The sequence below is a fragment of the Pseudomonas donghuensis genome, assembly GCF_000696345.2.
Taxonomy (GTDB): domain Bacteria; phylum Pseudomonadota; class Gammaproteobacteria; order Pseudomonadales; family Pseudomonadaceae; genus Aquipseudomonas; species Aquipseudomonas donghuensis.
Genome location: NZ_CP071706.1, coordinates 962,562 through 986,388 on the forward strand (window position 1 = coordinate 962,562; position 23,827 = coordinate 986,388).

The window sequence follows — 23,827 nt, forward strand, 5'->3', positions numbered from 1 at the left end:
GTTCAAAGGGATGATTGCAGCGGCGCTGCTGGCGTTGCCGGTACTGGCGTCGGCCGAGGAGATTGGCCAGGTATCGACGGTGTTCAAGATCGTCGGGCCGAATGACCGCATCGTTGTCGAGGCGTTTGACGACCCGAAGGTCGAGGGCGTGACCTGCTACCTGTCGCGGGCCAAGACTGGCGGTCTGAAAGGCGGCCTGGGCCTGGCTGAAGACCGCGCCGAGGCGTCGATCGCCTGCCGTCAGGTCGGGCCGATTCGCTTCAAGGAGCAGCTCAAGGACGGTGACGAGGTGTTCAAGGAGCGCACCTCGCTGGTGTTCAAGACCATGCAGGTGGTGCGCTTTCTCGACAAGAAGCGCAATACCCTGGTCTATCTGGTGTACTCGGATCGTGTGATCGAAGGCAGTCCGCAGAACGCGGTAACGGCGATTCCGATCCTGCCGTGGGCTCAGTAAAACCGAGTTGAATGCATCGCTGGCAAGCCAGCTCCCACAAGGACCACCGTGATCCCTGTGGGAGCCGGCCTTGCCGGCGATGGGGCCTGAAAGGCCCCTGGAGAGGCCTCAAGCCGAAGCTTCTTCCTCTTCTACCCGCACCACCGCCTTCTCCACATCACGGCGGCTGATGTACTTCCAGTCCGCCTCGTCGATGTAGATGCCGTTCGGCCCGCTGCCGCCTTCCAGGTCGATGGCGACATGCGCCGAGACCTGCGGCTTGACGCTCGCCAGAATCGGTACGAAGCCCAGCTGCAAGCTGGTTTCCAGCAGCGCTGCCTGGTTGCGTTCGTCGATGTCGGCCGCCTCGTCCAGGTAGTACGGCAGGCGCACGCGACCGGCCAGGTCGCGGTCCATCAGGTGCAGCAACAGGTACATGTTGGTCAGCGCCTTGATGGTCATGGTGGTGCCGTTGGACGCCGCACCGTCGATGTCAGTGTGGATCACCGGCTGGCCACCGACCTTGGTGATCTCGAAGGCCAGTTCGAACAGGTCCTTCAGGCCCAGCTGGTTGTGGTTGGCCGCCACCAGCCGCGCCAGGTACTCCTTGGCCTCTTCGTTCTTGTTGTCCTGCTCGGCGCTCTGGCTCAGGTCGAACACCGACAGGGTCTCGCCTTCCTCGTACTGGCCGGCGCTGTGGATGATCTGGTCGATGTGCTTGAGCGCTTCCTTGTTCGGCGCCAGGACGATGCGAAAGCTCTGCAGGTTGGACACCTGGCGCTTGTTGATCTCGCGGTTGAACAGCGCCAGCTGGTGCTCGAGGCTGTCGTAGTCGCTGCGGATGTTGCGCAGGGTCCGGGCGATATCGGTGACCGCGGCGCGGCGTGCCTTGCCCAGGGTCAGGGCTTCTTCGGTGCGGTGCGAGTAGGCGTTGATCAGCAGTTGCAGGCGGCGTTCCATGTCGTCTTCGCTGTCGAACTTGGCCACGCCCTTGAGGCGTACCTGGGCGTACAGCGCTTCGATCTGGCCATCGACCCGCAGCAGGCCCTGCCAGCTGTCCTGGTAGTCGTTGAGCAGCGGCAGCAGGTTGTCCATGCTGTCGTCGACCGGCTCCATGAACGGCGTGCCGAACGGCAGGTCGGCGGGCAGCAGCTGGCGACGGCGCAGGGCGTCGTCGAGCGTGCGCTGCTTGGCTTCCATGTCGGCGATCTGGCGGCCGACCAGTTGCAGCTTGGCCGACAGTTGCTGGACGCGTTCGGTGAAGGCGTCGCTGGAGCGCTTGAGCTCGTCCTGGGCGGCTTCCATCTGCGCCAGCTGTTCGAGCTTGTCGCCTTCTTCGGCGGACAGGGTCTCGCTGCGGCGGAAGTCTTCCAGGGCCTTCTGCGCATCCAGTACCTGCTGGTACAGGGCTTCGGTCTGGGTCTTGCTCGCGGCGCGGTCGGCGGCCACGGCCTGCTGGGTCTTGAGCTGCTTGAGCTCTTTCTCCAGGCGTTCCTTCTGGTCACGCAGGGCGGCGCGGTCGGCCAGGGCCTGCAGGGCAGGGGGCTCGATGTGCGAGAGGTCGATGGACAGGCCCGGGGCTTCGAAGCGCTCGCCCTTGAAGCCGTCGAGCACCGCTTCCAGGGATTTGACCCAGACATCGCTGTCGTCCAGCTCGATGCCGCGCTCGCCCAGCGGCAAGCTGAACAGCGCGCCGTTGAACAGGCGCATCAGGCGCTCGACGTCCTGCTGCGAGAACTCTTCACGCAGGCGTGCATAACTGTTGTTGTCGGCATGATCGAGTTGCTGCTTGACCGACTTCAGGCGTTTTTCCAGCTCGCGCAGACGCTCTTCGAGGTCTTCGGCGCTGAACTGGCGCGACTGCGCCAGGGCGCCGGCGAGTTCGTCGTGGGCGTCCTTGGCGGCCAGCAGTTGCTGTTCCAGGACCTTGACGTCGTCGACCAGGGCGAAGCGGTGCTTGAGCACCGACAGCTCACCGAGCCAGCGTTGCACGCCAGTGATCTCGCGCTCCAGGCGCATCAGCTCCTGGGTGCCGCCACGCTGGTCGTTCTGCAGGCTGTCCTGTTCGTTTTTATAGTGCTCGGCCTGGATCACCAGTTCTTCTTTGCGCGCACTGGCGTAGTCCTGCCAGGTGCCGAGCAGCGAGTCGAGCAGTGGCGACAGGCGATGCAGCTTGCCGCGCAGGATGTCGCGCTGGGCCACGCCGTTGGCCAGGGCCTCGACCAGCGGGCCGGCGGCGACCAGCGAGTTGTAGTCCTGCTCCATGCGCCGTACGTCGCGGAAGGCCTCTTCGCAGGCGGCGATGTAGTCGACGCTGCCCGAACGCAGGCTGTGCTCGAAGGCATCGAGGAACAGCTGCTTGAGCTTGGCTGCGGTGATCTCGCGCATGTGCAGTAGGTTGATGAACAGGGCGCGGAAGGTTTTCAGGCTCTGTTCGCTGGTGGAGCGCAGCGGGATCAGGGTCAGGTCCAGCGGGATCGAGGTGTGGCCGCCGACCAGCAACCGGCGCAGCTCGTCAGGCTTGAGCTCATAGGCTTTCAGGCCGTTGCGCTCGAGGTTGCTGAACAGCTCTTTCTGGCGCAGGCAGGTGTCGTTCTTCTGGTAGTGGGCCAGGTCCAGCTCGCCGGCATAGGCGAAGAACTGGTGACCGAAGCCACCCCCCGGGCCGCGGCCGACCACGCCGATCACGTGCGGGCCGTGGGGCAGGTTGACCTCGCAGAGGATGTAGCTGGTGTCGCTGGCAAAGTAGAAGCGCCGCGACTGCTCCAGGCTGTACTTGCCGAAGCTCATGTCGGACATGCGCGCCAGGATCGGGAACTGCAGGGCGTTGATCGAGGCACTCTTGCCCAGGTTGTTGGCACCGTAGACCGACAATGGGTGTTCCAGGGGGAACAGACCCAGGCTGTAGCCGGCGGTGTTGAGCAGTGCGAAGCGGCGAATGCCGTAGCGTACCTGGCTCATGCGTCAATCTCCTGTTGCTCTTGCGCAATGGCTCGGGCCAAGGCGTCTTCTTCGCTTTCTTCGAACGGGCTGAGGTCGAGCGGGTCGTCGGTACGGTTCAGCTCTTCCGGGCTCTCTTCCTCGACCAGCACCGGCGTTGGCAGCGGCAGGGCGCTGTGCAGGCTGGCGGCCAGGTCGCGGTCCTGCTGGACCGACAGGCAGACGTCGAGGAAGCGGTGCATCGGCGGCAGGAAGCGGTAGATGCCGTTCTCTTCGTGGGCAAAGCCGAGCTGGGTCATGCGGCGCATGATCTTTTCTTCCAGCTCGTCCGGGGTCTGCACTTCGGCCTGGATGAACAGGTCGCGGTACTTTTCCAGCAGCGAAGGCAGCTCGTCGCGGCCAAGGCTGCCGCCGTCGAGCACCGACATCGGGTCGCGGCCCTGGTCGGCCAGGTGTTCGACCAGGATGAAGGTGAACAGCGACAGGCGCTGGGCGGTCTTGTTGACCTGGGCGGCGGCCAGGTCCGGGACGAAGTAGTAGAAACCGCGGGTGTCGCACACCAGTTCAAAGCCCAGGGCCTTGAACAGGCCACGGTACTGGTCCTGGAAGTTCGACAGTTGGGCGTACAGCTCCGGGTCGCGGCGGCTGATGTGGAAACCCTTGAACAGCTCGCGGAAGATCGGTGCGAGCTGGGACAGTTCGGAAAGATCAAGATGCATGGGCGGGGCTCGCAGTTGGCTCAGGCGATGGTTCGCGGCTCGATGTCAGAGCGAAGGAACGCAGGCTGACCAGGTGTTCGCGGGTGGTGTATTCACGGCGCTCGAGGCGCTCGCGGGCAAAGCGTTTTTCCCGCGACAGGCGCGAGAACCAGTACAGCAGCTCGTCGGTGGCGCCTTCGGGCTCCTGGTCGAGCAGCCAGACCATCAGGTCCGGCAGCGGCAGGGCGTCTTCGCAGCGTTCGAGCATTTCCTTGACCGTGCGCGGTGCGCGCGGGGCGTCGCCCTTGTGGCTTTTGTGGGCCTTGGGGAACTGCGCAGGCTTGGGCTCGAAACGGGCCAGGGCATAGACATAGGCTTCGACCTGGCTGGCGCTGCCGAGGAAGGTGCTCTGCGGGCGGGTGAACAGCGGCATGGCCGCCTGCGGCACGGCATCGAGGCCCTTGCGGCGGATCACCGACAGGGCCAGGGCGGCGCCACGGGTCACGGCGTTGTGGCGGCGCGCTTCTTCACGCAGCGGCAGCAGCAGTTCGCGGGCATGGCGCAGGGTCAACTGGGCGCTGGTCTGCATCTCGAGGATGCGCGCATGGGTACGCAGGAGCATGTCGTCGTCGACCAGATGGCCGAGGCGCGCCTGCTCGCCGAGCAAGCGCAGCAGCACGGTCTCGACCTTGCGCACGCCTTGCTCGAAGGCGCCGTCGGCGTTGACCAGCTGGATCATCGGTTCGACATATTCGTCCCAGGTCGCCAGGACTTCGGCGTAACGCTGGCGCAGGGGGATCTGCCGGTCGCTGGTCTTGGCTCGTTCGGCCACGGCGACCAGCGCCTGTTCGTCGTTGTCGAGCTTCTTCAGGACGTCGCGCACGCGCATGTCGAGCAGGCGCAGCTGGCGCGCCAGGTCGTTGCCGTCGCGAATCTCGAAGGCGTCCTGGATATGCCCGGCCAGGCGCTCGAGGTGGCGCAGGTAGGCTTCGATCTCCAGGCACAGGCCCAGGCGGTGCTCACGGCGCAGGTAGGCAAGAAAGTCATGGATCTGGGCGTTGAGCTCAAAACGGTTCGGGCTTTTGGCCACCGGCACCAGGATATCCAGGCGGATCCACACGTCGAGCAGGCTGGTGATGTCCTGGGGGGTACTCTCCAACTGCTGGGTGGCCAGTTGCTGGCGCAGTTCGGCCAGGCTCAGGGTGCCCCCGTCGAAGCGCTCGCACAACGGCTCGAGCAGGGCCCAGTGTTCGGCTAGGGCGCGCAGGACGCGCTTGGGTTCGATCATTGGCGGGTCGACTCGTTGCCAAATAAAAGCGCCGATTGTACTGCATCAGACGCCTGTCGATTCACCCCCTGATCGCTTGATCCTGCTGTCGAGCGGTTTTCTGCCGATCAACAGCGGCGCCAAACGGCGAACAACGTTAGAATATCGCCCCTGACTTATCCACAGATGGCCGATCCTTCTTGTTAATCGAGTCCCGCCGCCGCGCTTACCTCAACGCCATGCAAGTGGTGCACTGGCTGCCGCGTGCCGAACTGCCGTTCGCTGCACCGTCGCGCCCGGAGCTGTTGTTGCCGGTGGCGGCGCTGGAGGAACCGGCGTTCGAGCCGCAGGAGCAGGCGCCTGTTGCCGCTGCCGTAGCAGCGAGCGCGCCGGTAGCACGCACCGTTGAGCGACCGAAGATCGAGATCCCGCGCCCGGGCAGCATGCCGAAAGTGGCGGCCAAAGCAGTGGAAGAGGCCGAGAAGGCGCCAGTGCTGGCCAGGCCGGCCCCGGTGCCGCCTCCACGCTTTGCCCTGCAACTGCTGCGCGCCGGCAATTGCCTGCTGCTGGTGGAGCTTGCCACCGGCGAGCCATTCCAGAGCCGCGACCCCTCCTATCTGTTGCTCAAGGACATGCTGCGCGCCGCCGGCCTGCCGGACAGCCCGCAGATCATCGGCGAGCCGGTGCGCTGGCCGTTGCTGGTGCGCGGCAACCTCGATCAGGGGCCGCAGGCGGCGACCGATTTCGTCCAGGGCTTTATCCAGGCCCGGCTTGAAGAAGCGCCGTGCGTCTGCCTGTGGCTGATCGGCCTGCCTGCTGTGCGTTTTGCCGGCGAGGCCGACGCCGATGCTTATTACCGCGAGTTGCCGGTTGAAGGGCTGGGCGCTGCCTGGGCCTTGCCGGGGCTCGAACTGTTGATGGACGAGCCGCAGCGCAAGGCGCACGTCTGGCAAGCCATGCGCCGGCTGATGGCGCGCTGGAAACCAAGTGATGAGTGACACGATCAGCTTCCGCCGGATGACCGAGGCGGATCTGGATGCCGTACTGAAGATCGAATACGCCGCCTTCAGCCACCCCTGGACCCGCGGGATCTTCCTCGACGGTCTCAAGTCCTATGAAATCTGGCTGATGTTCGAAGGCGAGCAGCAGGTCGGCCATGGCGTGATCAACGTGATCATCGACGAGGCGCACCTGCTCAATATCACCGTCAAGCCGGAAAGCCAGGGTCGCGGCCTGGGCCTGCGCCTGCTGGAGGAGCTGATGAGGCGCGCCTATGCGCTCAACGGTCGTGAGTGTTTCCTCGAAGTGCGTGCCAGCAACCAGTCGGCCTATCGCCTGTACGAGCGCTACGGCTTCAATGAAATCGGCCGCCGGCGTGATTACTACCCGGTTGCTGGCGGTCGCGAAGACGCCCTGGTCATGGCCTGCACCCTGTTCGAGTAAGGGGTCAGCGCTCCGGCTTGCCGTCCAGCGGGTCGCGGCGTGCCAGCTCTGCTTCATCCAGGCCTTTGCCGCCGCCGATGTCACCTTGGTCGACTACGCTCAGGTCCCAGTCCGCAGGGTGATTTGCTCCCGGCTCGTTGGCGGAGCGGGCGCCGTCTTCGGGGATCAGGGTTTCCGGCTCGAGGTCATCGTCGGTTGGGTCGAAACCGACATCAACGTTGGGGGTATCCTCGTCAAAGTGCAATTCTTCAACCGAGCCCATGGGGTCTTCGTCTTCGTCTTCATCGCTCGGGGCGGGCTGCGGGGCGTGAAGCGGGCGGTGTTTCTGGCTCATGGTCGATCCTCCTGCAGAGGGGCCTAAACGGTTGACCTGCCGTTTGCCGGAAGATTCAAAGGCGTGACCTGAACAGGCCGGCGCCTGTCACAGGATGGGCATCAACCATGAGGCTTGAACATGCACGATCTACAAGAACTGATTGATAACAACGCGCGCTGGGCCGATGCGATCAAGCAGGAAGATCCGGATTTCTTCGCCAAGCTGGCGCGTCAGCAGACACCGGAGTTCCTCTGGATCGGGTGTTCGGACGCCCGGGTACCGGCCAACGAGATCGTCGGCATGCTGCCGGGCGACCTGTTCGTTCACCGCAACGTTGCCAACGTGGTGCTGCACACTGACCTGAACTGCCTGTCGGTGATCCAGTACGCGGTGGACGTGCTCAAGGTCAAGCACATCCTGGTCACCGGCCATTACGGTTGCGGCGGGGTGCGGGCATCCATGCAGGATCGTCAGCTGGGCCTGATTGATGGCTGGCTGCGTTCGATTCGCGACCTGTACTACGAAAACCGCGTGGAGCTGGCCAAGCTGCCGACCGAGGAAGAGCGGGTGGACCGCCTGTGCGAGCTGAACGTGATCCAGCAGGTGGCCAATGTCGGCCATACCACTATCGTTCAGAATGCCTGGCACCGCGGGCAGAGCCTGTCGGTGCATGGCTGCATCTATGGCATCAAGGATGGGCGCTGGAAGAGCTTGAACGCGACTATCAGTGGCCTGGACCAGCTGCCGCCGCAGTACCGGTTGCGTCCGCAGGACTGAGCCTATCGCGGGGCGGCCAATCGCTGGCAAGCCAGCTCCCACAGGATCTGTATGAACCGGTCCATGTGGGAGCGGGCTTGCCCCGCGATGGATACCCCTCAAGCTTTCTGCAAATCACGCAACGTGCGCGTCACCTCCCCGGTATTGCACTTGGCACTGGCCTGCTCCGGGGTCATGTTGCGAATCGTGCGGAAATACAGCTCGCACGTCTGCTTCTTCGCTGTCACCTGCCACTTCTGCGTACAGGCACCCAGGGTGGCCTTGGCATCCGCCGCCGGGTTGCGGCCCATGCCCGACTGCCAGCAGGCGGCGCTCAAGTCCTGGCCCATCATCTTCAGCCCGGCCTGATCGGCTTTGTCCTGGTCGCCGTCATAGTTGGTTTTATCCGCCGCATACCAGATTGCGCTCGGGTGGTTGGCACCCAGCACCGACACCTTTTGCCCGGGCGTCGGGCTGATGGTCGCCAGGCCCAGAACGTAGAGCTTGGGCCCATACTGCTGCTCGATCCAGCTGCGCACCGGCGAACCGAAGGCAACCATTGGCAAGGATGCGCCATTGCCGGTTCGGGTCACCTCCTTGACCATCTGCACCTGATAGTCCTTGAAGTAGCCATACACGCCTTCAAGGTCTTTGCCGGCGCTGGCTGGCGCCGCGATCGGGGCGATGTCGACGATGGTCTGGTAGGCCGGGGTTTGTTCCGCGGGGATGCCGTTGAAGGTCAGCAGCGTGGCCCAGCGGTCGGTAGTGTTGGAGCGCAGGTAGTCCTGGGCCTGGGTCAGCGAGTAGTCCGGCGGGAAGTGCAAGAGCTGAATGCTGCGGCGATTTTCCAGGGCCATGCCGAGCGGCAGGAACAGGTTCCAGCTGTAGGCCCATTTGCCTTCGCGGTTGAGCTGGTTGGCGCCTTGATAGGCCAGATCGCCGGTAGTGAGCAGCGCTTGCAGGGGTTTGCTGTAGTCGCTTGGCACACCCTGGATGTCAGCATGCAGTTTGTCGTTGTCGCGATTGACCTTCACGGTCGCGGTGGCGTAACCGTCGCGCTGCACGCTCTGGGTCAGGTAGTGCTCTACTGTTCGTTCCAGGCTCCAGTCACGAAAGCAGATGACATTGCAGTTGTTGGGGTAGGCAAACAGCCGGGTCACGCGTTCCTGGCTGCCCAGGTCGATGCGGGTGTCAGCCAGGGCGGCGCTGCTCAAGGTCAGGGCGGCCAGGGCAAAGGTCAATGGAGCAGTCTTGTGCATGATTAACTCCTTGTCAGTTTCTCCCTGCAGTCGGGAGGCTTACCATACTGGAGGAATTTCCCGGGGGTTGGGAAGGGGGGGCAAGCTGATGAATCCGTGGCGTAAGGCTGGTATTGGTGCAGGACTTTTGCTGACAGTGCTGGGCACTGCGCAGGCCGAGGAGCGTGACCTGCATCGGTTTGCCCAGTGGGCGGGCGATCATCAGACCCGGCCCTTTCGCCAGATGCTGGTGGATGCGCGCCTGTATGGGGTGGTGCCAATCCACCAACTGCTGCGCTCGGCCAGTGACTGGCGTCTGTGCAAGGCCGAGCCGTTTGCGGTGGCGCCAGCGGTGCAGTGGCCGGCAGTGCGTTCGACCTTGCAATTGCTCAAGACCCTGAACGATCAGGGCGTGCTCAAACGTTATGAAGTGGTGTCGGCCTACCGCAACCCAGTGCTCAACCGCTGCGCTGGCGGCGCCGTGGCCAGCGCCCATACCCGCGCCTTTGCGGTCGACTTGCTGTTGCCGGGCTGGGCCGACCCGGCGCCGCTGTGCCGCTTCTGGCAGGCCCGCGGCAAGGGCTGGAACATGGGCCTGGGGCGATACCCATCGGGGCGCATTCACATCGACACGGCAGGCTACCGCACCTGGGGGAGCGACTTCAGCAGCGGTTCCTCCTTCTGTGCCCCGGCGATGGCCGGCAAGGCTCAGGCCAGGTGAGCCAGGCAAGCGTGTGATTGCTCGATCACCCATTCGGCGAAGCAGCGGCTTTTGTCATCGTCAAGAATCGCCTGGGGGCTGAGCAGGTAGTAGGCTGATTGATCCTGGATGAAGCCGCGTGGCGCCTGCAGTTGGCCGCTGTCGATTTCGTCCTGGACCATCAAGCGCGAAGCCATGGCTACGCCCAGCCCGGCCGCCGCCGCCTGGATGCACAGGTAAAAGTGCTCGTAATCGGCGCGGCTGCTGCCCTTGGCCGATTCGCCGCTTCGGTGTAGCCAGGTAGCCCAGGCATTGGGCCGCGAAGCACTGTGCAGCAGGCGTTGGCCGGCCAGACCAGGTTCGGGCAGGGCATGGCCGGCACTGCACACCGGCCCGACCCATTCGTCGCAGATCTTCAGTGCATGCAGGTTGGCATCCCAGCGAAAATCATCGCGGCGCAGGGCCAGGTCGACACCGCTGCGGGCGAAGTCGATCGGCCCGCCGGCCGCCACCAGGTGCAGGTGGATATCCGGGTGGGCGGCATGAAAGGCCGGTAACCGGGGGATCAGCCAGCGCATGGCGATGGTCGGCTCGCACGACAGCACCAGCACGTTCTCCCGCGCCTGTTGCTGCAGGCGGTACACCGCGCCCTCCAGCTGTTCGAACACCGACAGGGTGGTGCCGTGCAGGGCGCGCCCGGCGGCGGTGAGAAAGATCGCCCGGTTGCGCCGCTCGAACAGTTGCACCCCCAGCGACTCTTCCAGCAGGCGTACCTGCCGGCTCACGGCGCCGTGGGTGACATTGAGCAGCTCGGCAGCGCGCACGAAGCTCTGGGTTTGTGCGGCGACGTCGAAATAGCGAAAGGCAGAAAGCGCGGGCAGCTTCATATCTGTGAGAAAAACTAGCGGATTTCACTCACTATAAATCGCTTTTTGCCTTGCCAGAAGCTTTCGATAATGGCCGCGCGCAGACGTATCTGTGCATTGGCCTAGCAGATCGAGGAGCTTTACGTGAATGAAATCATCGCCGTTGCCCTGTTCACCGTGTTAGCGGTGATCAGCCCGGGCGCCGACTTTGCCATGGTGACCCGCAGCAGTTACGCCTTCGGCCGGCGTGCGGGCCTGGCTGCGGCCCTGGGCATTGCCCTGGGGGTGCAGGTGCATGTGTTGTACACCGTGTTGGGCATTGCGGTGATCATCAGCCAGAGTCCGGCGCTGTTTCTGGCCATGAAGGTGCTGGGGGCGGGGTACCTGATTTATCTTGGCTACAAGTCGCTGACCAACACCACACGGATTTCCCTGGACGGTACCAGCGCCCGTCAGCTCGGGGTGCTGGTGGCTTTGCGCTCGGGCTTTCTGACCAATGCCCTGAACCCCAAGACCATGCTCTTTGTGGTCAGCGCCTACACCCAGGTGGTGCAACCGGGCAGCTCGCTGGCGATCAACTTCGGCTATGGCGCGTTCATGTCGTTCGCCCATTGGCTGTGGTTCAGCCTGGTGGCGGTATTCTTCTCGAGCGCGGTATTGCGCCGGGCCATGCTTGAGCGCCAGCGCCTGGTCGATCGGGTGATTGGCGTGGCCTTGATCGGCCTGGGGGTGGCAGTGGTGTTTGCCAATGTACGTTAAGCGGGCGGGGTAAAAATCGCAGGCAAGAAAAAAGGGCTTACCTTGCGGTAAGCCCTTTTTAGTACTTGGTGGCTACACAGGGACTTGAACCCCGGACCCCAGCATTATGAATGCTATGCTCTAACCAACTGAGCTATGTAGCCAAGTGGCGCGCATTATTCGCCTGAAACAGATTTGTGTCAACACTCTTTTTCAAAAAAATTAACGCGCGATCAACTGCTTAGCCATTTATGGGCTCAGTACGATGATCCATTGCCCGGCCAGGCTGCTTACGCTCAGGTTCTGATTGCGGGCCAGAGCATTGATTGCGCTGCTGGCCTGGTCGAGGTTGAAGCTGGCGCTGACCGGGCGCTGACCGAGCTGTCCGTCGATGTACAACAGGCGGCCGCCCTGGTATTCGGCAAGCTGTTCCAGCACCTGGCGCAACGGCACGTCGCGTACCCGCAGTTGGCCCTCGCGCCAGGCCAGCCGGCGTTCGGCATCGACCTTCTCGACCTGGCCCAGGCGGCTGCCGTTCAGGGTCACGCGCTCACCGGGGGCGAGCATGCGTTTGTCGCCGCCGCTGCTGACCTCGACCTTGCCTTTGAGCAGCACCACTTCGTCATGATCGCGGCCGCGGCTGACGGAGAAGCGCGTACCCAGCACCTGCACCTGCGCCTGATCGATGTTGACGACAAAAGGCCGGCCATCGTGGGTCACTTCAATGAACACCTGCCCTTGCACCAGGCGCAGCGTACGCACAGGCCCACGCAGGTCGACATCTACGGCGCTGGCGCTGTCGAGGGTCAGCCGCGAGCCATCGGCCAGCTGGATCTGCCGGCGTTCGCCAACGGCGGTGGCGACATCGCTGTTCAGGCGCTGCAGCAATGGCAGTTGCAGCATCACCAGGGCGCTGATCAGCAAGAGGCTGGCCGCCACTGCCCAAACGCCCCAGGAGCGTGGCGCCACGCGGCGTTCGATCTTGTGCAGGCGGCGCGCCGGCAGTTCCAGTTGGTTTGGCGACGGGGTCATGGCAGGTCAGCGGGCATGGCGTATGCAGGCCTCGGATAGGCGGGCAGTGGGGGTGGTGAAAGCGCACTGACTATATCGTTATTGATAATCATTAACAAGAACGTCAAAAGTACGTTGGTCGAAAAGAATAGTGCGCTTGCTAACGAATTCTGGATAATTGGATCCCGCCCACCGGATGGAAGCTTTTGTCATGGCTGTGAGCACTGCCTCGTCGTCACCCGCCAGTACCGCCACTGCCCAGAGCAGCCCGCTGGTGATGCGCATCATCGCCGCCTGTGCCCTGGCGCATTTGATCAACGACCTGATCCAGTCGGTGCTGCCGTCGATCTACCCCCTGCTTAAGGCCAACTATGGCTTGAGCTTCGCCCAGGTCGGGATGATCACCCTGACCTTCCAGATCACCGCCTCGTTGCTGCAGCCCTGGGTGGGTTTCTATACCGATCGCAAGCCGATGCCGAACCTGCTGCCGCTGGGCACCCTGTGCACCCTGGTGGGTATCGTCATGCTCGCGTATGTCGCCAGCTTCCCGATGATCCTCCTGGCGGCGGCGCTGGTGGGCATTGGTTCGTCGACCTTCCACCCGGAAACCTCGCGTATTGCCCGGCTGGCCTCGGGTGGGCGTTTTGGCCTGGCGCAGTCAAGCTTTCAGGTTGGTGGCAATGCAGGCTCCGCCTTCGGCCCGTTGCTGGCGGCGGCGATCATCATCCCCTTCGGTCAGGGCAATGTGGTGTGGTTCGGCCTGTTCGCTGTCTGCGCCGTGCTGGTCACCTATGGCCTGAGCCGCTGGTACAGGGCACACCTGAACCTGTTCAAGGCCAAGCAAGGCCAGCGCGCGACCCATAGCCTTTCCCGCCAGCGGGTGATCGGCGCCCTGGTGGTGCTGGGGTTGCTGGTGTTCTCCAAGTACTTTTACATGTCCAGCTTCACCAGCTACTTCACGTTCTACCTGATCGAGAAGTTCGACCTCTCGGTGGCCAGCTCGCAGCTACACCTGTTCCTGTTTCTCGGCGCAGTAGCGGCCGGAACCTTTTTTGGCGGGCCGATCGGTGACCGCATCGGGCGCAAGGCGGTGATCTGGTTCTCGATCCTGGGTGTCGCGCCATTCACCCTGTTGCTGCCTTACGTCGACCTGTTCTGGACCAGCGTGCTCAGCGTGATCATCGGCTTTATCCTCGCCTCGGCGTTTTCGGCCATTGTTGTATATGCCCAGGAACTGGTGCCGGGTAACGTGGGGATGATCGCTGGCATCTTCTTCGGCCTGATGTTCGGCTTTGGCGGCATCGGCGCAGCGGCGCTGGGCTATCTGGCCGACCTCAAGGGCATCGAATACGTCTACAGCCTGTGCTCGTACCTGCCGCTGTTCGGCCTGCTGGCAATCCTCCTGCCGTCCACCGGCAAGCGTTGAAGCTGCCTAGCGATGCCGGTGGGCGCAGCTCATCGGCTGCCCGGCCAGTTCGCCGATCAGTGCCGCCAGGCGTTCGGTTTCGGCGCGGTTGAGGCGGTCGCTGCGCAGGACCTGCTCGCCAACGCCGAAGCTGAAGTCCCAATCCAGATCCATCAGGTAGTACGTCGTTTTGTCGACGGGGCTGCACCAGGTGGTGTGCGGCGCCTCGATAGCGTCGCCCATGAACTGCATGAAGGTCTCTTCGGCCACCTGTGCCTGCAGGTATTGCCCTGGCAGGCTGAAGTTCTCGCCCGCGCAGACAAACGGCTGGCCGGGTTCGAACTCGAACAGGCGCACGACCTGCGCGGGGTCCGCTTCGACCCTGAGCCTTCGGAACAACTCGGCACTCGGTCGGTACAACGGGCTGCACCAGAGGCTGTCGTCACTGTCGCCGGTTTCATCCAGGGCATCGGCCGCAGCGGGCTCGAGCCAGCCCAGGGTCAGCAGCTGTTGCTCCAGGCTTTTCCAATCGGGCGCGGGCAGGTGGCGATAGCGGGGGAAAATGAACTGATGATGTTCGGACATGCGCTGATCCTCTTCCATGATGGCGCGAGAGTAGCACAGCGAGATTGACGTCTGGCCCGGGCTTCCCCTAGAGTGCCGGCCTGCCTTTTTCCTGTAGTCGACCCATGAACCGCTTTTCCCGTCCTTGCGCCATCCAGCCGGCTGTTATCCAGGCCGTCGTGTGCGACTGGCCGTGTGACACGGTGCTCAAGCGTCGGCGCAGCGTGTTGTTCGCGTTTACCTTCTCGCCGCACCTTCACACCTCCTGACCCTGCGGCTGTGTGCCCGGCGTTCTGCCGTGGCTGAGCTCGCCGCTAACCGAATCCTTTTACGGTCATGTATGCGCCTGCGCAGGTGCGATGTCGTGCCTGCGCCGGTGAGTCTGGAGTTGTGATGAATATGCGTTTGTTGCTGGGCTTGTTGTTTGCGGTGTCGGTGGTCGGTTTCAGTCTCGGGGCGAGCTTGCCGCTGGTGTCCCTGCGTTTGCTCGACGCCGGCGCCAGTACTTTGCAGATCGGTATCGTCTCGGCGATTCCGGCCGCGGGGATGATGCTGTCGGCGTTCATGGTCGATGCCTGTTGCCGGCACCTGACCCGGCGCACCATCTACCTGTTGTGCTTCGGCCTGTGCACCCTGAGCATCGGTTTGCTTGAGTGGGGCTTCTCTTCGATCTACTTGCTCGGGCTGTTGCGGCTGGGGCTGGGGATCGGCATGGGCATCGCGATCATCCTCGGCGAGTCGTGGGTCAACGAGCTGAGTCCGGAGCACAACCGCGGCAAGATCATGGCCCTGTACGCCACGGCGTTCACCGGTTTCCAGATGCTCGGCCCGGCAATGCTGGCGCTGCTCGGGGCACAGAGCACTTGGGTGACGACAGTGGTGACCGCCTGCTACGGCCTGGCACTGCTGTGTATCGTGCTGACGGTGCCCAATGATCATGTCGAGCATGGCGAGGAGGGCGGCAAGAGCTTTTCCCTGGCGGGCTTTTTCCGCGTGGCGCCGGCCTTGTGCATGGGCGTGCTGTTCTTCTCGTTCTTCGATGCAGTGATTCTTTCGCTGCTGCCGGTGTACGCCACCAACCATGCCTATGCGGTGGGGGTGGCGGCGTTGATGGTGACGGTGATCCTTACCGGCGACATGCTCTTCCAGCTGCCGATCGGCTGGCTGGCCGACCGCTGCGAGCGCACGACGGTACACCTGGTGTGCGGCGTGGTGGCGATGTTGATCGGCCTGGCGCTGCCGTGGCTGATCGGCATGCAATGGTTGCTATGGCCAGCACTGGTGCTGCTCGGTGCGGTGGCGGGCGGGGTCTATACCCTGGCGCTGGTGCTGATCGGCCAGCAGTTCAAGGGCCAGGACCTGGTCACCGCCAATGCCAGCGTCGGCTTGCTCTGGGGCGTCGGAAGCCTGCTCGGGCCGCTGATCAGCGGCGCGGCCATGGATGTTGCGCCCCATGGCCTGCCAATGGCCCTGACGGCCATGGCGGCACTGTTCGTGGTGTTCGCCCGCAGTGCCCGGCGGCGGGCCTTCAGGGCCCAGCGCGCCGATCAGGGCACTCTGTAGCACACTTGCAGCGGTGCCGCGCGCCAGGTGTCTTTCAGAAGCGCTCGGGAACCATGCGCGATGTGTAGCTGGTGCTTTTGTCGCGCCCGATCTTGCCGCGCTTGGGCAGTTCGATCTTCTGCTTGTGGGTGATGTCCTCGTAGGGCACCTGCTTGAGCAAGTGGCTGATGATATTCAGGCGCACCCGTCGTTTGTCCTCTGAAGGGGCCACGTACCAGGGGGCCCATGAGGTATCCGAGGCGGCGAACATCTCATTGCGCGCGCGGGTGTAGTCGTCCCAGCGGGTGAAGGACTTGAGGTCCATCGGGGTCAGTTTCCAGATCTTGCGACCGTCGGTGATGCGCTCTTTCAGGCGCCGTTCCTGCTCCTGGGGGCTGACTTCCAGCCAGTACTTGATGAGAACGATGCCGGACTCGACCAGCATCTTTTCGAACGATGGCACCACCGAAAGAAACTTGCGGGACTGCTCTTCGGTACAGAACCCCATCACCCGCTCAACACCGGCGCGGTTGTACCAACTGCGGTCGAAGATCACCACTTCGCCGGCCGAGGGCATGTGCTGGATGTAGCGCTGGGCGTACATCTGGCTTTTTTCCCGTTCGGTCGGTGCTGGCAGCGCCACTACGCGAAACACCCTCGGGCTGACGCGTTCGGTGATGGCCTTGATCGTTCCGCCCTTGCCGGCACCGTCGCGACCTTCGAAGACGATGCAGACTTTCAGGCCCTTGGCTACCACCCATTGCTGCAATTTGACCAGCTCGACGTGCAGGGCCTTGAGTGCTTGCTCGTACTCTTTACGGGGGAGGCGTTCGCTGTTGCTTTGTTTTTCCTTCTTTTTAGCCATGCGCCGATACCTGGTCTGTGGACGAAAGCCGTTTGAGTGCGGCTTTGAGTATAGACCTGGGTTTTGGCCAGCATTTGTGCGCAACGCAGGCAAAGAAAAACCCCTTGAAGCATAGCCTCAAGGGGTTTCGGGCTCATCAGGGAGCGGATCAGACGTTGAAGCGGAAGTGCATCACATCACCGTCTTTGACGATGTAGTCCTTGCCTTCCAGGCGCCATTTACCGGCTTCCTTCGCGCCGCCTTCACCCTTGTACTGGATGAAGTCGTCGTAGCCGACCACTTCGGCACGGATGAAGCCTTTCTCGAAGTCGGTGTGGATCACGCCGGCCGCTTGTGGAGCGGTGGCGCCGACGCGTACGGTCCAGGCGCGTACTTCCTGCACACCGGCGGTGAAGTAGGTCTGCAGGTTGAGCAGCGAGTAACCGGCGCGGATCACGCGGTTCAGGCCTGGCTCTTCGAGGCCCAGGGCTTCGAGGAACATGTCCTTCTCTTCGCCGTCGTCGAGCTCGGCAATCTCGGCCTCGATCTTGTTGCACACCGGCACCACGAGCGCGCCTTCTTCTTCGGCGATGGCCTTGACCACGTCCAGGTGCGGGTTGTTGTCGAAGCCGTCTTCGGCAACGTTGGCGATGTACATCACAGGTTTGCTGGTCAGCAGGTGGAAGCCGCGGATCAGCGCCTTCTCGTCAGCGCCCATGGCCTTCATCAGGCTGCGCGCAGGCTTGCCTTCGGTGAAGTGCGGGATGAGTTTTTCGAGGATGGCTTTCTGCGCCAGGGCGTCCTTGTCACCGCCCTTGGCGTTGCGCGCAACCTTCTGCAGTTGCTTCTCGCAGCTGTCGAGGTCGGCGAAGATCAGTTCCAGGTCGATGATCTCGATGTCGCGCTTGGGGTCGACGCTGTTGGAGACGTGAATCACGTTCTCGTCTTCGAAGCAGCGCACCACATGGGCGATGGCGTCGGTTTCGCGGATGTTGGCCAGGAACTTGTTGCCCAGGCCTTCACCTTTCGAGGCGCCAGCCACCAGGCCGGCGATGTCGACGAATTCCATGGTGGTCGGCAGCACGCGGTTCGGCTTGACGATGGCCGCCAGGGCGTCCAGGCGCGCATCAGGCATCGGCACGATGCCACTGTTCGGCTCGATGGTGCAGAACGGGAAGTTCTCAGCGGCGATGCCGGATTTGGTCAGGGCGTTGAACAGGGTGGACTTGCCGACGTTGGGCAGGCCGACGATGCCGCAATTGAAACCCATGGTGAATCCCTCTTCGTGGAGTCAGGCCTTTTGGCTGTGCAGCTCTCTCATCGCACGCGTCCAGTCGCCGGCGAGGATGTCCGGCAGCACGCCGAGGGCAAAATCGATACTGGCGTCCAGTTTCTCCTGCTCGGCGCGTGGCGCCTTGCCGAGGACGAAACTGGAGACCTTGCTGCTGTCACCCGGGTGGCCGATGCCAAGCCGCAGACGGTGAAAGTCATTCTGGTTGCCGAGCTGGGCGATGATGTCGCGCAGCCCGTTGTGCCCGCCGTGGCCGCCGCCCTTCTTGAGCTTGGCGACGCCGGGAGGCAGGTCGAGTTCGTCGTGGGCCACCAGGATGGCATCTGGCGGGATGCGGAAAAAATTCGCCAGTGCAGCAACGGCCTGGCCGCTGCGGTTCATGTAGGTGGTCGGAATCAGAAGACGAACGTCGTTGCCCTGATGGCTGAATTTTGCCGTCAGGCCGAAATACTTGCGATCAGCAGTCAGGTTGACGCGCTGGGCGCTGGCAATGCGTTCTACGAAAAGAGCCCCTGCGTTATGCCGGGTCTGTTCGTATTCGGGGCCGGGGTTTCCCAGGCCGACGATCAGTTGGATGGCGGTCACGTCAGGGGCTCTTCCTTGGAGTTGTGGGTTACAGCGCTGGGCGCTGTAACCCGATCAACGCCGGCGTGCTGAGTGGATTACTCGGCAGCGCCTTCTGCAGCTTCAGGCGCAACACGCGGAGCGTGAACGTTGGCGATAGCCAGGTCGTTACCGTGAGCCAGAGCGACGAACTCAACGCCTTTCGGAGCTTTGAGGTCCGACAGGTGGATGATCGCGCCGACTTCGGCGTTGGCCAGGTCGACTTCGATGAACTCAGGCAGGTCTTTGGCTTCGCAGGAAACTTCGATCTCGTTGGCGGTGTGGGAGATCTCGCCGCCTTTCTTGACCGGAGCTTCTTCGTTGATGAAGTGCACAGGTACTTTGGCGGTCAGTTTCTGGCCAGCAACAACGCGGACGAAGTCAGCGTGCATGATGAACTGCTTGGCAGGGTGACGCTGCATGGCTTTAACAACGACGTTTTGTTTCTTGCCGTCGATGTTCAGTTCGATAACGTGGCTGAAGGCAGCTTCGTTGTCGAACAGCTTGGTGATTTCCTTGGTCAGGATGGTCACGGATTCAGCAGCTTGGCCACCACCGTAGACAACGGCAGGGATGTTGGCGGAATGACGCAGGCGGCGGCTCGCACCTTTCCCCAGGTCAGTACGCGCTTGGGCGTTCAGAATGAAATCAGTCATGTTGTATCTCCAAAATAGCCATTCCCGAGTGGCGTTTGCGACCAGCGCCAAAGCGGGATGGGCAAAAAAGCCCCGCCCCAACAACCAGTGTTGGGGCGGGGCGCTTTACGTCAACGTGAGTTCGCGAGGGTAAAACCCTCAGCGGAACATCGCGCTGATCGATTCTTCATTGCTGATGCGGCGAACCGCCTCGGCAACAACCGGTGCGATATCCAGTTGACGGATACGGTCACAGGCTTGTGCTGCAGCGGACAGCGGGATGGTGTTGGTCACCACCAGTGCGTCCAGCACGGAGTTCTCGATATTCTCGATCGCCCGACCCGACAGGACAGGGTGCGTGCAGTAGGCGTAAACCTTGGCAGCGCCGTGTTCTTTCAGGGCCTTGGCCGCGTGGCACAGGGTGCCGGCGGTGTCGACCATGTCGTCGACGAGAATACAGGTACGTCCTTCGACGTCGCCGATGATATGCATCACTTCGGAGTGATTAGCCTTTTCACGGCGTTTGTCGATGATGCCCAGATCAACGCCCAGGGACTTGGCAACAGCACGTGCACGCACGACGCCGCCGATGTCCGGGGACACGATCATGAGGTTCTCGAAACGCTGGTCTTCGATGTCATCCACCAGAACGGGGGAGCCGTAGATGTTATCTACCGGAATATCGAAGAAACCCTGAATCTGGTCAGCGTGCAGGTCGACGGTGAGAACACGGTCGATACCTACGACGGTGAGCATGTCAGCGACGACTTTGGCGCTGATAGCTACACGCGCCGAACGCGGACGGCGATCCTGGCGGGCATATCCGAAGTAAGGAATCACGGCAGTGATTCGGGAAGCTGAGGAGCGGCGGAAGGCATCGGCCATCACTACCAGTTCCATCAGGTTATCGTTGGTTGGCGCGCAAGTCGGCTGAATGATGAAAACGTCCTTACCGCGAACATTTTCATTAATCTCAGTGCTGATTTCGCCGTCGGAAAATTTTCCGACAGAAACATCACCCAGTGGGATATGCAGCTGACGTACGACACGCCGAGCCAGATCGGGGTTGGCGTTCCCCGTAAAGACCATCATCTTGGACACGCGCAGTACCTGAAGGCTGAGGGTATACCTGGATGAGTATAAGGAAAATGGCAGGGGCGGCTGGATTCGAACCAACGCATGGCAGGATCAAAACCTGCTGCCTTACCGCTTGGCGACGCCCCTGTATCTGTTGCTGCGAGCACCTGGTGCTCGATTCCTAGAGCAGGCTCTGCAGCGTGCGATGCAACATCGAAACGTTGCTTCCCTTAGCTACAAACCCTGTTTGGGTCTCTGCAAGAAGGGCCAAAACTTTATCAGCTTCAGCTTTGTTTGGGAAGGCCCCAAACACACAACTTCCAGTTCCGGTAAGCCGAGCGTCAGTGAATTCGTTTAACAAATTCAATGAATTGCGTACCTCTGGGTAACGCTGCTCTACCACCGGTTGGCAGTCATTTCGACTGTTTCCCTTGGGAACGGGGCGCATCTTAAGGGGCAAGGAATCACGTGTCAACAGCGGATCTGAAAAAATTTCTGCTGTGCTAACAAATACTTGCGGGACCAGCACGACGTACCAGGGCTCTTCGGGGTCGACCGGGGTCAGCTTCTCACCCACACCCTCAGCGAATGCCGCATGGCCGCGGACGAAAACCGGCACGTCGGCGCCCAGGGTCAGGCCCAGCTCGGCCAGTTGGTCTTCGCTCAAGCCCAGTTGCCATAAATGATTGAGGCCGAGCAGGGTGGTGGCGGCATCGGAGCTGCCGCCACCAATGCCGCCGCCCATCGGCAGGATTTTCTTCAGCCAGATATCCACGCCCTGGCTGCAACCGCTCAAGGCCTTGAGCTTGCGCGCGGCCTTGACGATCAGGTTGCTGTCGTGGGGGACATTGTCGATCTCGCTGTGCAGGCGAATTTCACCGTCTTCGCGCAGGGCGAAGGAAAGCTCGTCGGCATGGTCGAGAAACTGGAACAGGGTTTCCAGCTCATGGTAACCGTCGGGGCGGCGGCCAAGAATGTGCAGCATCAGGTTGAGCTTGGCCGGTGCCGGCAGGGTCAGGGTTGCAGTGTTCATAGATCAGTGGCCCAGTTGCCGTGGTTGCCAGTCCTTGACCACCAGGGTCACGTCGAGGTTCTGTCCGTGCAGCTTGATGCGTTCGGGCAGCCAGTAGCCGTTTTGTTCGGCGTAGCTCAGGTACTGCACGTCCCAGCCGTCCTGCTTGAGGCTGGCCAGGCGACTGTCGCCGTCGAGGGTCAGCTGGCTCTTGCTGTCGGGGGCGGGCAGGCCACGAATCCACCAGACCAGGTGCGAGACCGGTAGCTCCCAGCCCAGTTGCTCTTCGAGCAGGGCTTCGGGGCTATTTGCCTCGAAGCGGCCCTGGTTGGCGACTTCCAGGGTGACGCCACCGGGGCGCCCGGTCAGGCGCGCGGCGCCGCGGCCCAGCGGGCCGGACAGGCGGATATCGTAGTAATCCTGGCGCTGCAGCCAGAACAGCGTGCCGCTGCCGGAGTCTTTCGGCGCGCGGATGCCGACCTTGCCGTTGATCTGCCAGCCATCGAGGGTGCTCAGCTGTTGCTTGTGCTCGCGCCACAGCTGTGGGCTGCCCTCGCCCCGCAGGGCCTCACGGGAGCCGAAGCCGGCACAGCCGGCAAGCAGGGCGATCAGGGTGAAGGTGATGCAGTGGCGCAAAAACATAGGCTTATAGAGTCTCGGATCCGGTCAGGCGCAGGACGGTCTTGCGCAGGATGGGGCTGTCGGGCTGGGCTTCAAAGCCCTTGGCCCAGACCTGGCGGGCTTCGCGGCGCTTGCCGTTGGCCCAGAGTACTTCACCCAGGTGGGCGGCCACTTCGTGATCGGGGAACCGCTCAAGGGCCTGGCGCAGCAGGCGCTCGGCTTCGTCAAGGTTGCCCATGCGGTAGTTGACCCAGCCGAGGCTGTCGAGCACCGCCGGATCCTCCGGGGTGATCTGGTGTGCCTTGTCGATCAGCGCCTTGGCTTCGGCGTAACGGCTGGTGCGGTCAGCCAGGGTGTAGCCAAGGGCGTTGAGGGCCATGGCATTTTCCGGCTCGCGGCTGATGATGTTGCGCAGATCCTTTTCCATCTGGGTCAGGTCGTTGCGTTTTTCCGCCAGCATGGCACGGGTGTAGAGCAGGTTGAGGTCGTCCGGGTACTGCTTGATCGCCTGCTGCAGAACCTGCTCGGCCTGGGCGTCCTTGTCGTTGTTGCCCAAGGCTTCGGCTTCGATCAGGTACAGCTGGATGGCGTAATCGGGCTGGCTTTCCCGGGCTGCGGCCAGGCGCCGCGAAGCCTCGGCGCTACGGCCGTTGGCGATGAGGATATCGGCCTGGCGCAATTGTGCCGGCAGGTAGTCGGTGCCGGGGCCGACCAGGGCGTATTCGTTCAGCGCGCTTTCGGGGTCGTTGCGTTCTTCATGGATGCGGCCCAGGTTCAGGTGTGCGGCATCGACATGGCTGTCGCGGGCGATCAGCTCTTCGAGGTAGCCGGCGCCTTCGTCCCAGTCCTTGGTTTCCAGGCTGATCAGGGCCAGCGAGTAGCGCAGCTCGTCGTCATCCGGATACTGCTGGACCAGGCTGACGAACTCGGCCTTGGCATCGGCCAGGCGGTCCTGTTCGACCAGCATGCGCGCATAGGTCAGGCGCAAGCGTTTGTCGTCCGGGTACTGGCGAATGGTTTTTTGCAGCAGCGGCAGGGCCTCTTTGCCGCGGTCCAAGCCCTGCAGCAGGCGGGCACGCAACAATACCGGAGCGATCTCGCCGTCTTCGGGCGGGTGCGCTTCGAGCAGGTCGAGGGCGGCCTGGGCCTTGCCGTCCTGTTGCAGCAGCAACGCCTTGCCGAACACCAACTGACTGTTGTCGGGGTATTTCACCAGCAGGCGGTCGAAACTCTTTTGCAGGCCCTCGCGGGTGTCCTGGTCGGTTTCCAGGGCCGACAGGGCGAGGAAGTCGAAGTGGGTGTCGCCCTGGCCCTGAAGGACTTTTTCCATGTGGGCCATGGACTCGTCATAGCGACCGCCGCGGGCCAGCTGGATGGCGGCGGCACGCTGGGCGTCGAGGCTGTCCGGGGCGTTCTTTGCCCAGATCAGTGCGGTGTCCAGGGCAGCCTGGTCGGCACCCAGGTATTCGGCGATGCGGTAGGCGCGCTCGGAGATGCCTGGGTCCTGGGTCTTGATCGCCTGGCTGACGTAGTTGTCCAGGGCGATGTCGAAGCGGTCGCGCTGGCCGGCAAGTTCGGCGGCCAGCAGGCTGTAGACGGTGTCCTGGCTGAACGACCCGTAGACGGTGGGCTTGGCCGGTTGCACCGGGGCAGCCTCTGCAGGCGACTTGGCATCCGGTGAATGCGGAGCCAGGGTCTGGCAGCCCTGGAGCAAGGCAAGGGCAAGGAGCAACGCGTAGGATCTATTCATAATCGGGATTTGGGCGGCTTACCAGCGGTCGGATCATCATGACACAAGCGCCGGGGCAAACCCATAAGCGAAGGTCT

General features: G+C 62.8%; 24 protein-coding genes and 2 tRNA genes. 8 read left to right on the forward strand and 18 right to left on the reverse strand.

What is annotated here, in order from left to right:
* The first annotated feature begins 10 nt into the window (after positions 1-10).
* Complete coding sequence (locus tag BV82_RS04315) at positions 11-454, forward strand: CreA family protein (RefSeq protein WP_162471134.1); 444 nt, start codon at positions 11-13, stop codon at positions 452-454.
* Between the two features lie 108 nt (positions 455-562).
* Here BV82_RS04315 and mksF read toward each other — a convergent pair whose 3' ends face one another.
* From mksF to mksB, 3 genes are read right to left on the reverse strand one after another with little or no spacing between them, the layout of a single operon-like run.
* Positions 563-3,394: an Mks condensin complex protein MksF gene (gene mksF, locus BV82_RS04320; protein WP_036993804.1), complete on the reverse strand. Its 2,832-nt coding sequence runs from the start codon at positions 3,392-3,394 to the stop codon at positions 563-565.
* The gene (mksE, locus tag BV82_RS04325) at positions 3,391-4,092 is read right to left on the reverse strand and encodes an Mks condensin complex protein MksE (protein ID WP_010225708.1); all 702 of its coding nucleotides are present in this window, start codon (positions 4,090-4,092) and stop codon (positions 3,391-3,393) included. The genes mksF and mksE overlap by 4 nt, the downstream gene beginning before the upstream one ends.
* The gene (mksB, locus tag BV82_RS04330; RefSeq protein WP_036993806.1) at positions 4,082-5,359 is read right to left on the reverse strand and encodes an Mks condensin complex protein MksB; all 1,278 of its coding nucleotides are present in this window, start codon (positions 5,357-5,359) and stop codon (positions 4,082-4,084) included. Before mksB ends, mksE begins: the two co-directional genes overlap by 11 nt.
* A gap of 179 nt (positions 5,360-5,538) precedes the next feature.
* On the opposite strand from mksB, the gene BV82_RS04335 reads away from it, so the two are divergent.
* Both BV82_RS04335 and rimI read left to right on the forward strand, forming a co-directional pair.
* Positions 5,539-6,336, forward strand: a complete 798-nt coding sequence (locus BV82_RS04335; protein ID WP_036993807.1) for a hypothetical protein — start codon at positions 5,539-5,541, stop codon at positions 6,334-6,336.
* Entirely contained in the window at positions 6,329-6,781 is a 453-nt protein-coding gene (gene rimI / locus BV82_RS04340; RefSeq protein ID WP_036993809.1) for a ribosomal protein S18-alanine N-acetyltransferase, read from the forward strand. Before BV82_RS04335 ends, rimI begins: the two co-directional genes overlap by 8 nt.
* Before the next feature lie 4 nt (positions 6,782-6,785).
* Here rimI and BV82_RS04345 read toward each other — a convergent pair whose 3' ends face one another.
* The gene (locus BV82_RS04345; protein WP_036993810.1) at positions 6,786-7,115 is read right to left on the reverse strand and encodes a hypothetical protein; all 330 of its coding nucleotides are present in this window, start codon (positions 7,113-7,115) and stop codon (positions 6,786-6,788) included.
* Positions 7,116-7,235: 120 nt separating this feature from the next.
* Between BV82_RS04345 and can the strand changes: the two genes are divergently transcribed.
* On the forward strand, positions 7,236-7,874 hold the full coding sequence (gene can, locus BV82_RS04350; protein ID WP_010225713.1) for a carbonate dehydratase: 639 nt from the start codon (positions 7,236-7,238) through the stop codon (positions 7,872-7,874).
* A 98-nt stretch (positions 7,875-7,972) separates the two neighbouring features.
* On the opposite strand, the gene BV82_RS04355 is transcribed toward can, so the two are convergent.
* Entirely contained in the window at positions 7,973-9,112 is a 1,140-nt protein-coding gene (locus BV82_RS04355) for a hypothetical protein (protein WP_010225714.1), read from the reverse strand.
* Between the two features lie 88 nt (positions 9,113-9,200).
* Here BV82_RS04355 and BV82_RS04360 point away from each other — a divergent pair, with 88 nt between their 5' ends.
* Complete coding sequence (locus BV82_RS04360; RefSeq protein WP_036993811.1) at positions 9,201-9,812, forward strand: D-Ala-D-Ala carboxypeptidase family metallohydrolase; 612 nt, start codon at positions 9,201-9,203, stop codon at positions 9,810-9,812.
* Here BV82_RS04360 and BV82_RS04365 read toward each other — a convergent pair.
* On the reverse strand, positions 9,800-10,678 hold the full coding sequence (locus BV82_RS04365) for a LysR substrate-binding domain-containing protein (RefSeq protein ID WP_036993812.1): 879 nt from the start codon (positions 10,676-10,678) through the stop codon (positions 9,800-9,802). The two genes, BV82_RS04360 and BV82_RS04365, sit on opposite strands and share 13 nt — an antisense overlap.
* 123 nt (positions 10,679-10,801) lie before the next feature.
* Here BV82_RS04365 and BV82_RS04370 point away from each other — a divergent pair, with 123 nt between their 5' ends.
* A complete protein-coding gene (locus BV82_RS04370) occupies positions 10,802-11,416 on the forward strand; it encodes a LysE family translocator (protein WP_036993813.1) in 615 nt (204 codons plus the stop codon).
* Between the two features lie 66 nt (positions 11,417-11,482).
* Here the strand turns inward: BV82_RS04370 and BV82_RS04375 are convergent.
* Positions 11,483-11,559: transfer RNA gene (locus BV82_RS04375), tRNA-Met, on the reverse strand.
* An 85-nt stretch (positions 11,560-11,644) separates the two neighbouring features.
* Positions 11,645-12,427, reverse strand: a complete 783-nt coding sequence (locus BV82_RS04380; protein WP_051636693.1) for a FecR family protein — start codon at positions 12,425-12,427, stop codon at positions 11,645-11,647.
* Between the two features lie 190 nt (positions 12,428-12,617).
* Between BV82_RS04380 and BV82_RS04385 the strand changes: the two genes are divergently transcribed.
* Entirely contained in the window at positions 12,618-13,832 is a 1,215-nt protein-coding gene (locus BV82_RS04385; protein WP_036993814.1) for an MFS transporter, read from the forward strand.
* A 6-nt stretch (positions 13,833-13,838) separates the two neighbouring features.
* On the opposite strand, the gene BV82_RS04390 is transcribed toward BV82_RS04385, so the two are convergent.
* Complete coding sequence (locus BV82_RS04390) at positions 13,839-14,396, reverse strand: hypothetical protein (protein WP_036993816.1); 558 nt, start codon at positions 14,394-14,396, stop codon at positions 13,839-13,841.
* A gap of 372 nt (positions 14,397-14,768) precedes the next feature.
* Here BV82_RS04390 and BV82_RS04395 point away from each other — a divergent pair, with 372 nt between their 5' ends.
* Positions 14,769-15,938, forward strand: a complete 1,170-nt coding sequence (locus BV82_RS04395) for an MFS transporter (RefSeq protein WP_036993818.1) — start codon at positions 14,769-14,771, stop codon at positions 15,936-15,938.
* A gap of 34 nt (positions 15,939-15,972) precedes the next feature.
* Here the strand turns inward: BV82_RS04395 and ppk2 are convergent, their stop codons facing one another.
* The 9 genes from ppk2 to BV82_RS04440 form a co-directional block, all read right to left on the reverse strand.
* Positions 15,973-16,782: a polyphosphate kinase 2 gene (gene ppk2 / locus BV82_RS04400; protein ID WP_010225726.1), complete on the reverse strand. Its 810-nt coding sequence runs from the start codon at positions 16,780-16,782 to the stop codon at positions 15,973-15,975.
* Positions 16,783-16,930: 148 nt separating this feature from the next.
* The gene (ychF, locus tag BV82_RS04405; protein ID WP_010225727.1) at positions 16,931-18,031 is read right to left on the reverse strand and encodes a redox-regulated ATPase YchF; all 1,101 of its coding nucleotides are present in this window, start codon (positions 18,029-18,031) and stop codon (positions 16,931-16,933) included.
* Between the two features lie 21 nt (positions 18,032-18,052).
* A complete protein-coding gene (pth, locus tag BV82_RS04410) occupies positions 18,053-18,637 on the reverse strand; it encodes an aminoacyl-tRNA hydrolase (RefSeq protein ID WP_010225728.1) in 585 nt (194 codons plus the stop codon).
* Positions 18,638-18,714: 77 nt separating this feature from the next.
* The gene (locus tag BV82_RS04415) at positions 18,715-19,311 is read right to left on the reverse strand and encodes a 50S ribosomal protein L25/general stress protein Ctc (RefSeq protein WP_010225729.1); all 597 of its coding nucleotides are present in this window, start codon (positions 19,309-19,311) and stop codon (positions 18,715-18,717) included.
* A gap of 138 nt (positions 19,312-19,449) precedes the next feature.
* Positions 19,450-20,391, reverse strand: coding sequence for a ribose-phosphate pyrophosphokinase (locus tag BV82_RS04420; RefSeq protein WP_010225730.1), 942 nt, complete (start codon positions 20,389-20,391; stop codon positions 19,450-19,452).
* 48 nt (positions 20,392-20,439) lie between these two features.
* Positions 20,440-20,514 (reverse strand) — tRNA-Gln (locus tag BV82_RS04425).
* Positions 20,515-20,548: 34 nt separating this feature from the next.
* Positions 20,549-21,400: a 4-(cytidine 5'-diphospho)-2-C-methyl-D-erythritol kinase gene (ispE, locus tag BV82_RS04430; RefSeq protein WP_010225731.1), complete on the reverse strand. Its 852-nt coding sequence runs from the start codon at positions 21,398-21,400 to the stop codon at positions 20,549-20,551.
* A 3-nt stretch (positions 21,401-21,403) separates the two neighbouring features.
* On the reverse strand, positions 21,404-22,021 hold the full coding sequence (gene lolB / locus BV82_RS04435; RefSeq protein ID WP_010225732.1) for a lipoprotein insertase outer membrane protein LolB: 618 nt from the start codon (positions 22,019-22,021) through the stop codon (positions 21,404-21,406).
* 4 nt (positions 22,022-22,025) lie between these two features.
* Positions 22,026-23,750, reverse strand: a complete 1,725-nt coding sequence (locus tag BV82_RS04440) for a tetratricopeptide repeat protein (RefSeq protein ID WP_010225734.1) — start codon at positions 23,748-23,750, stop codon at positions 22,026-22,028.
* Positions 23,751-23,827: the final 77 nt, after the last annotated feature.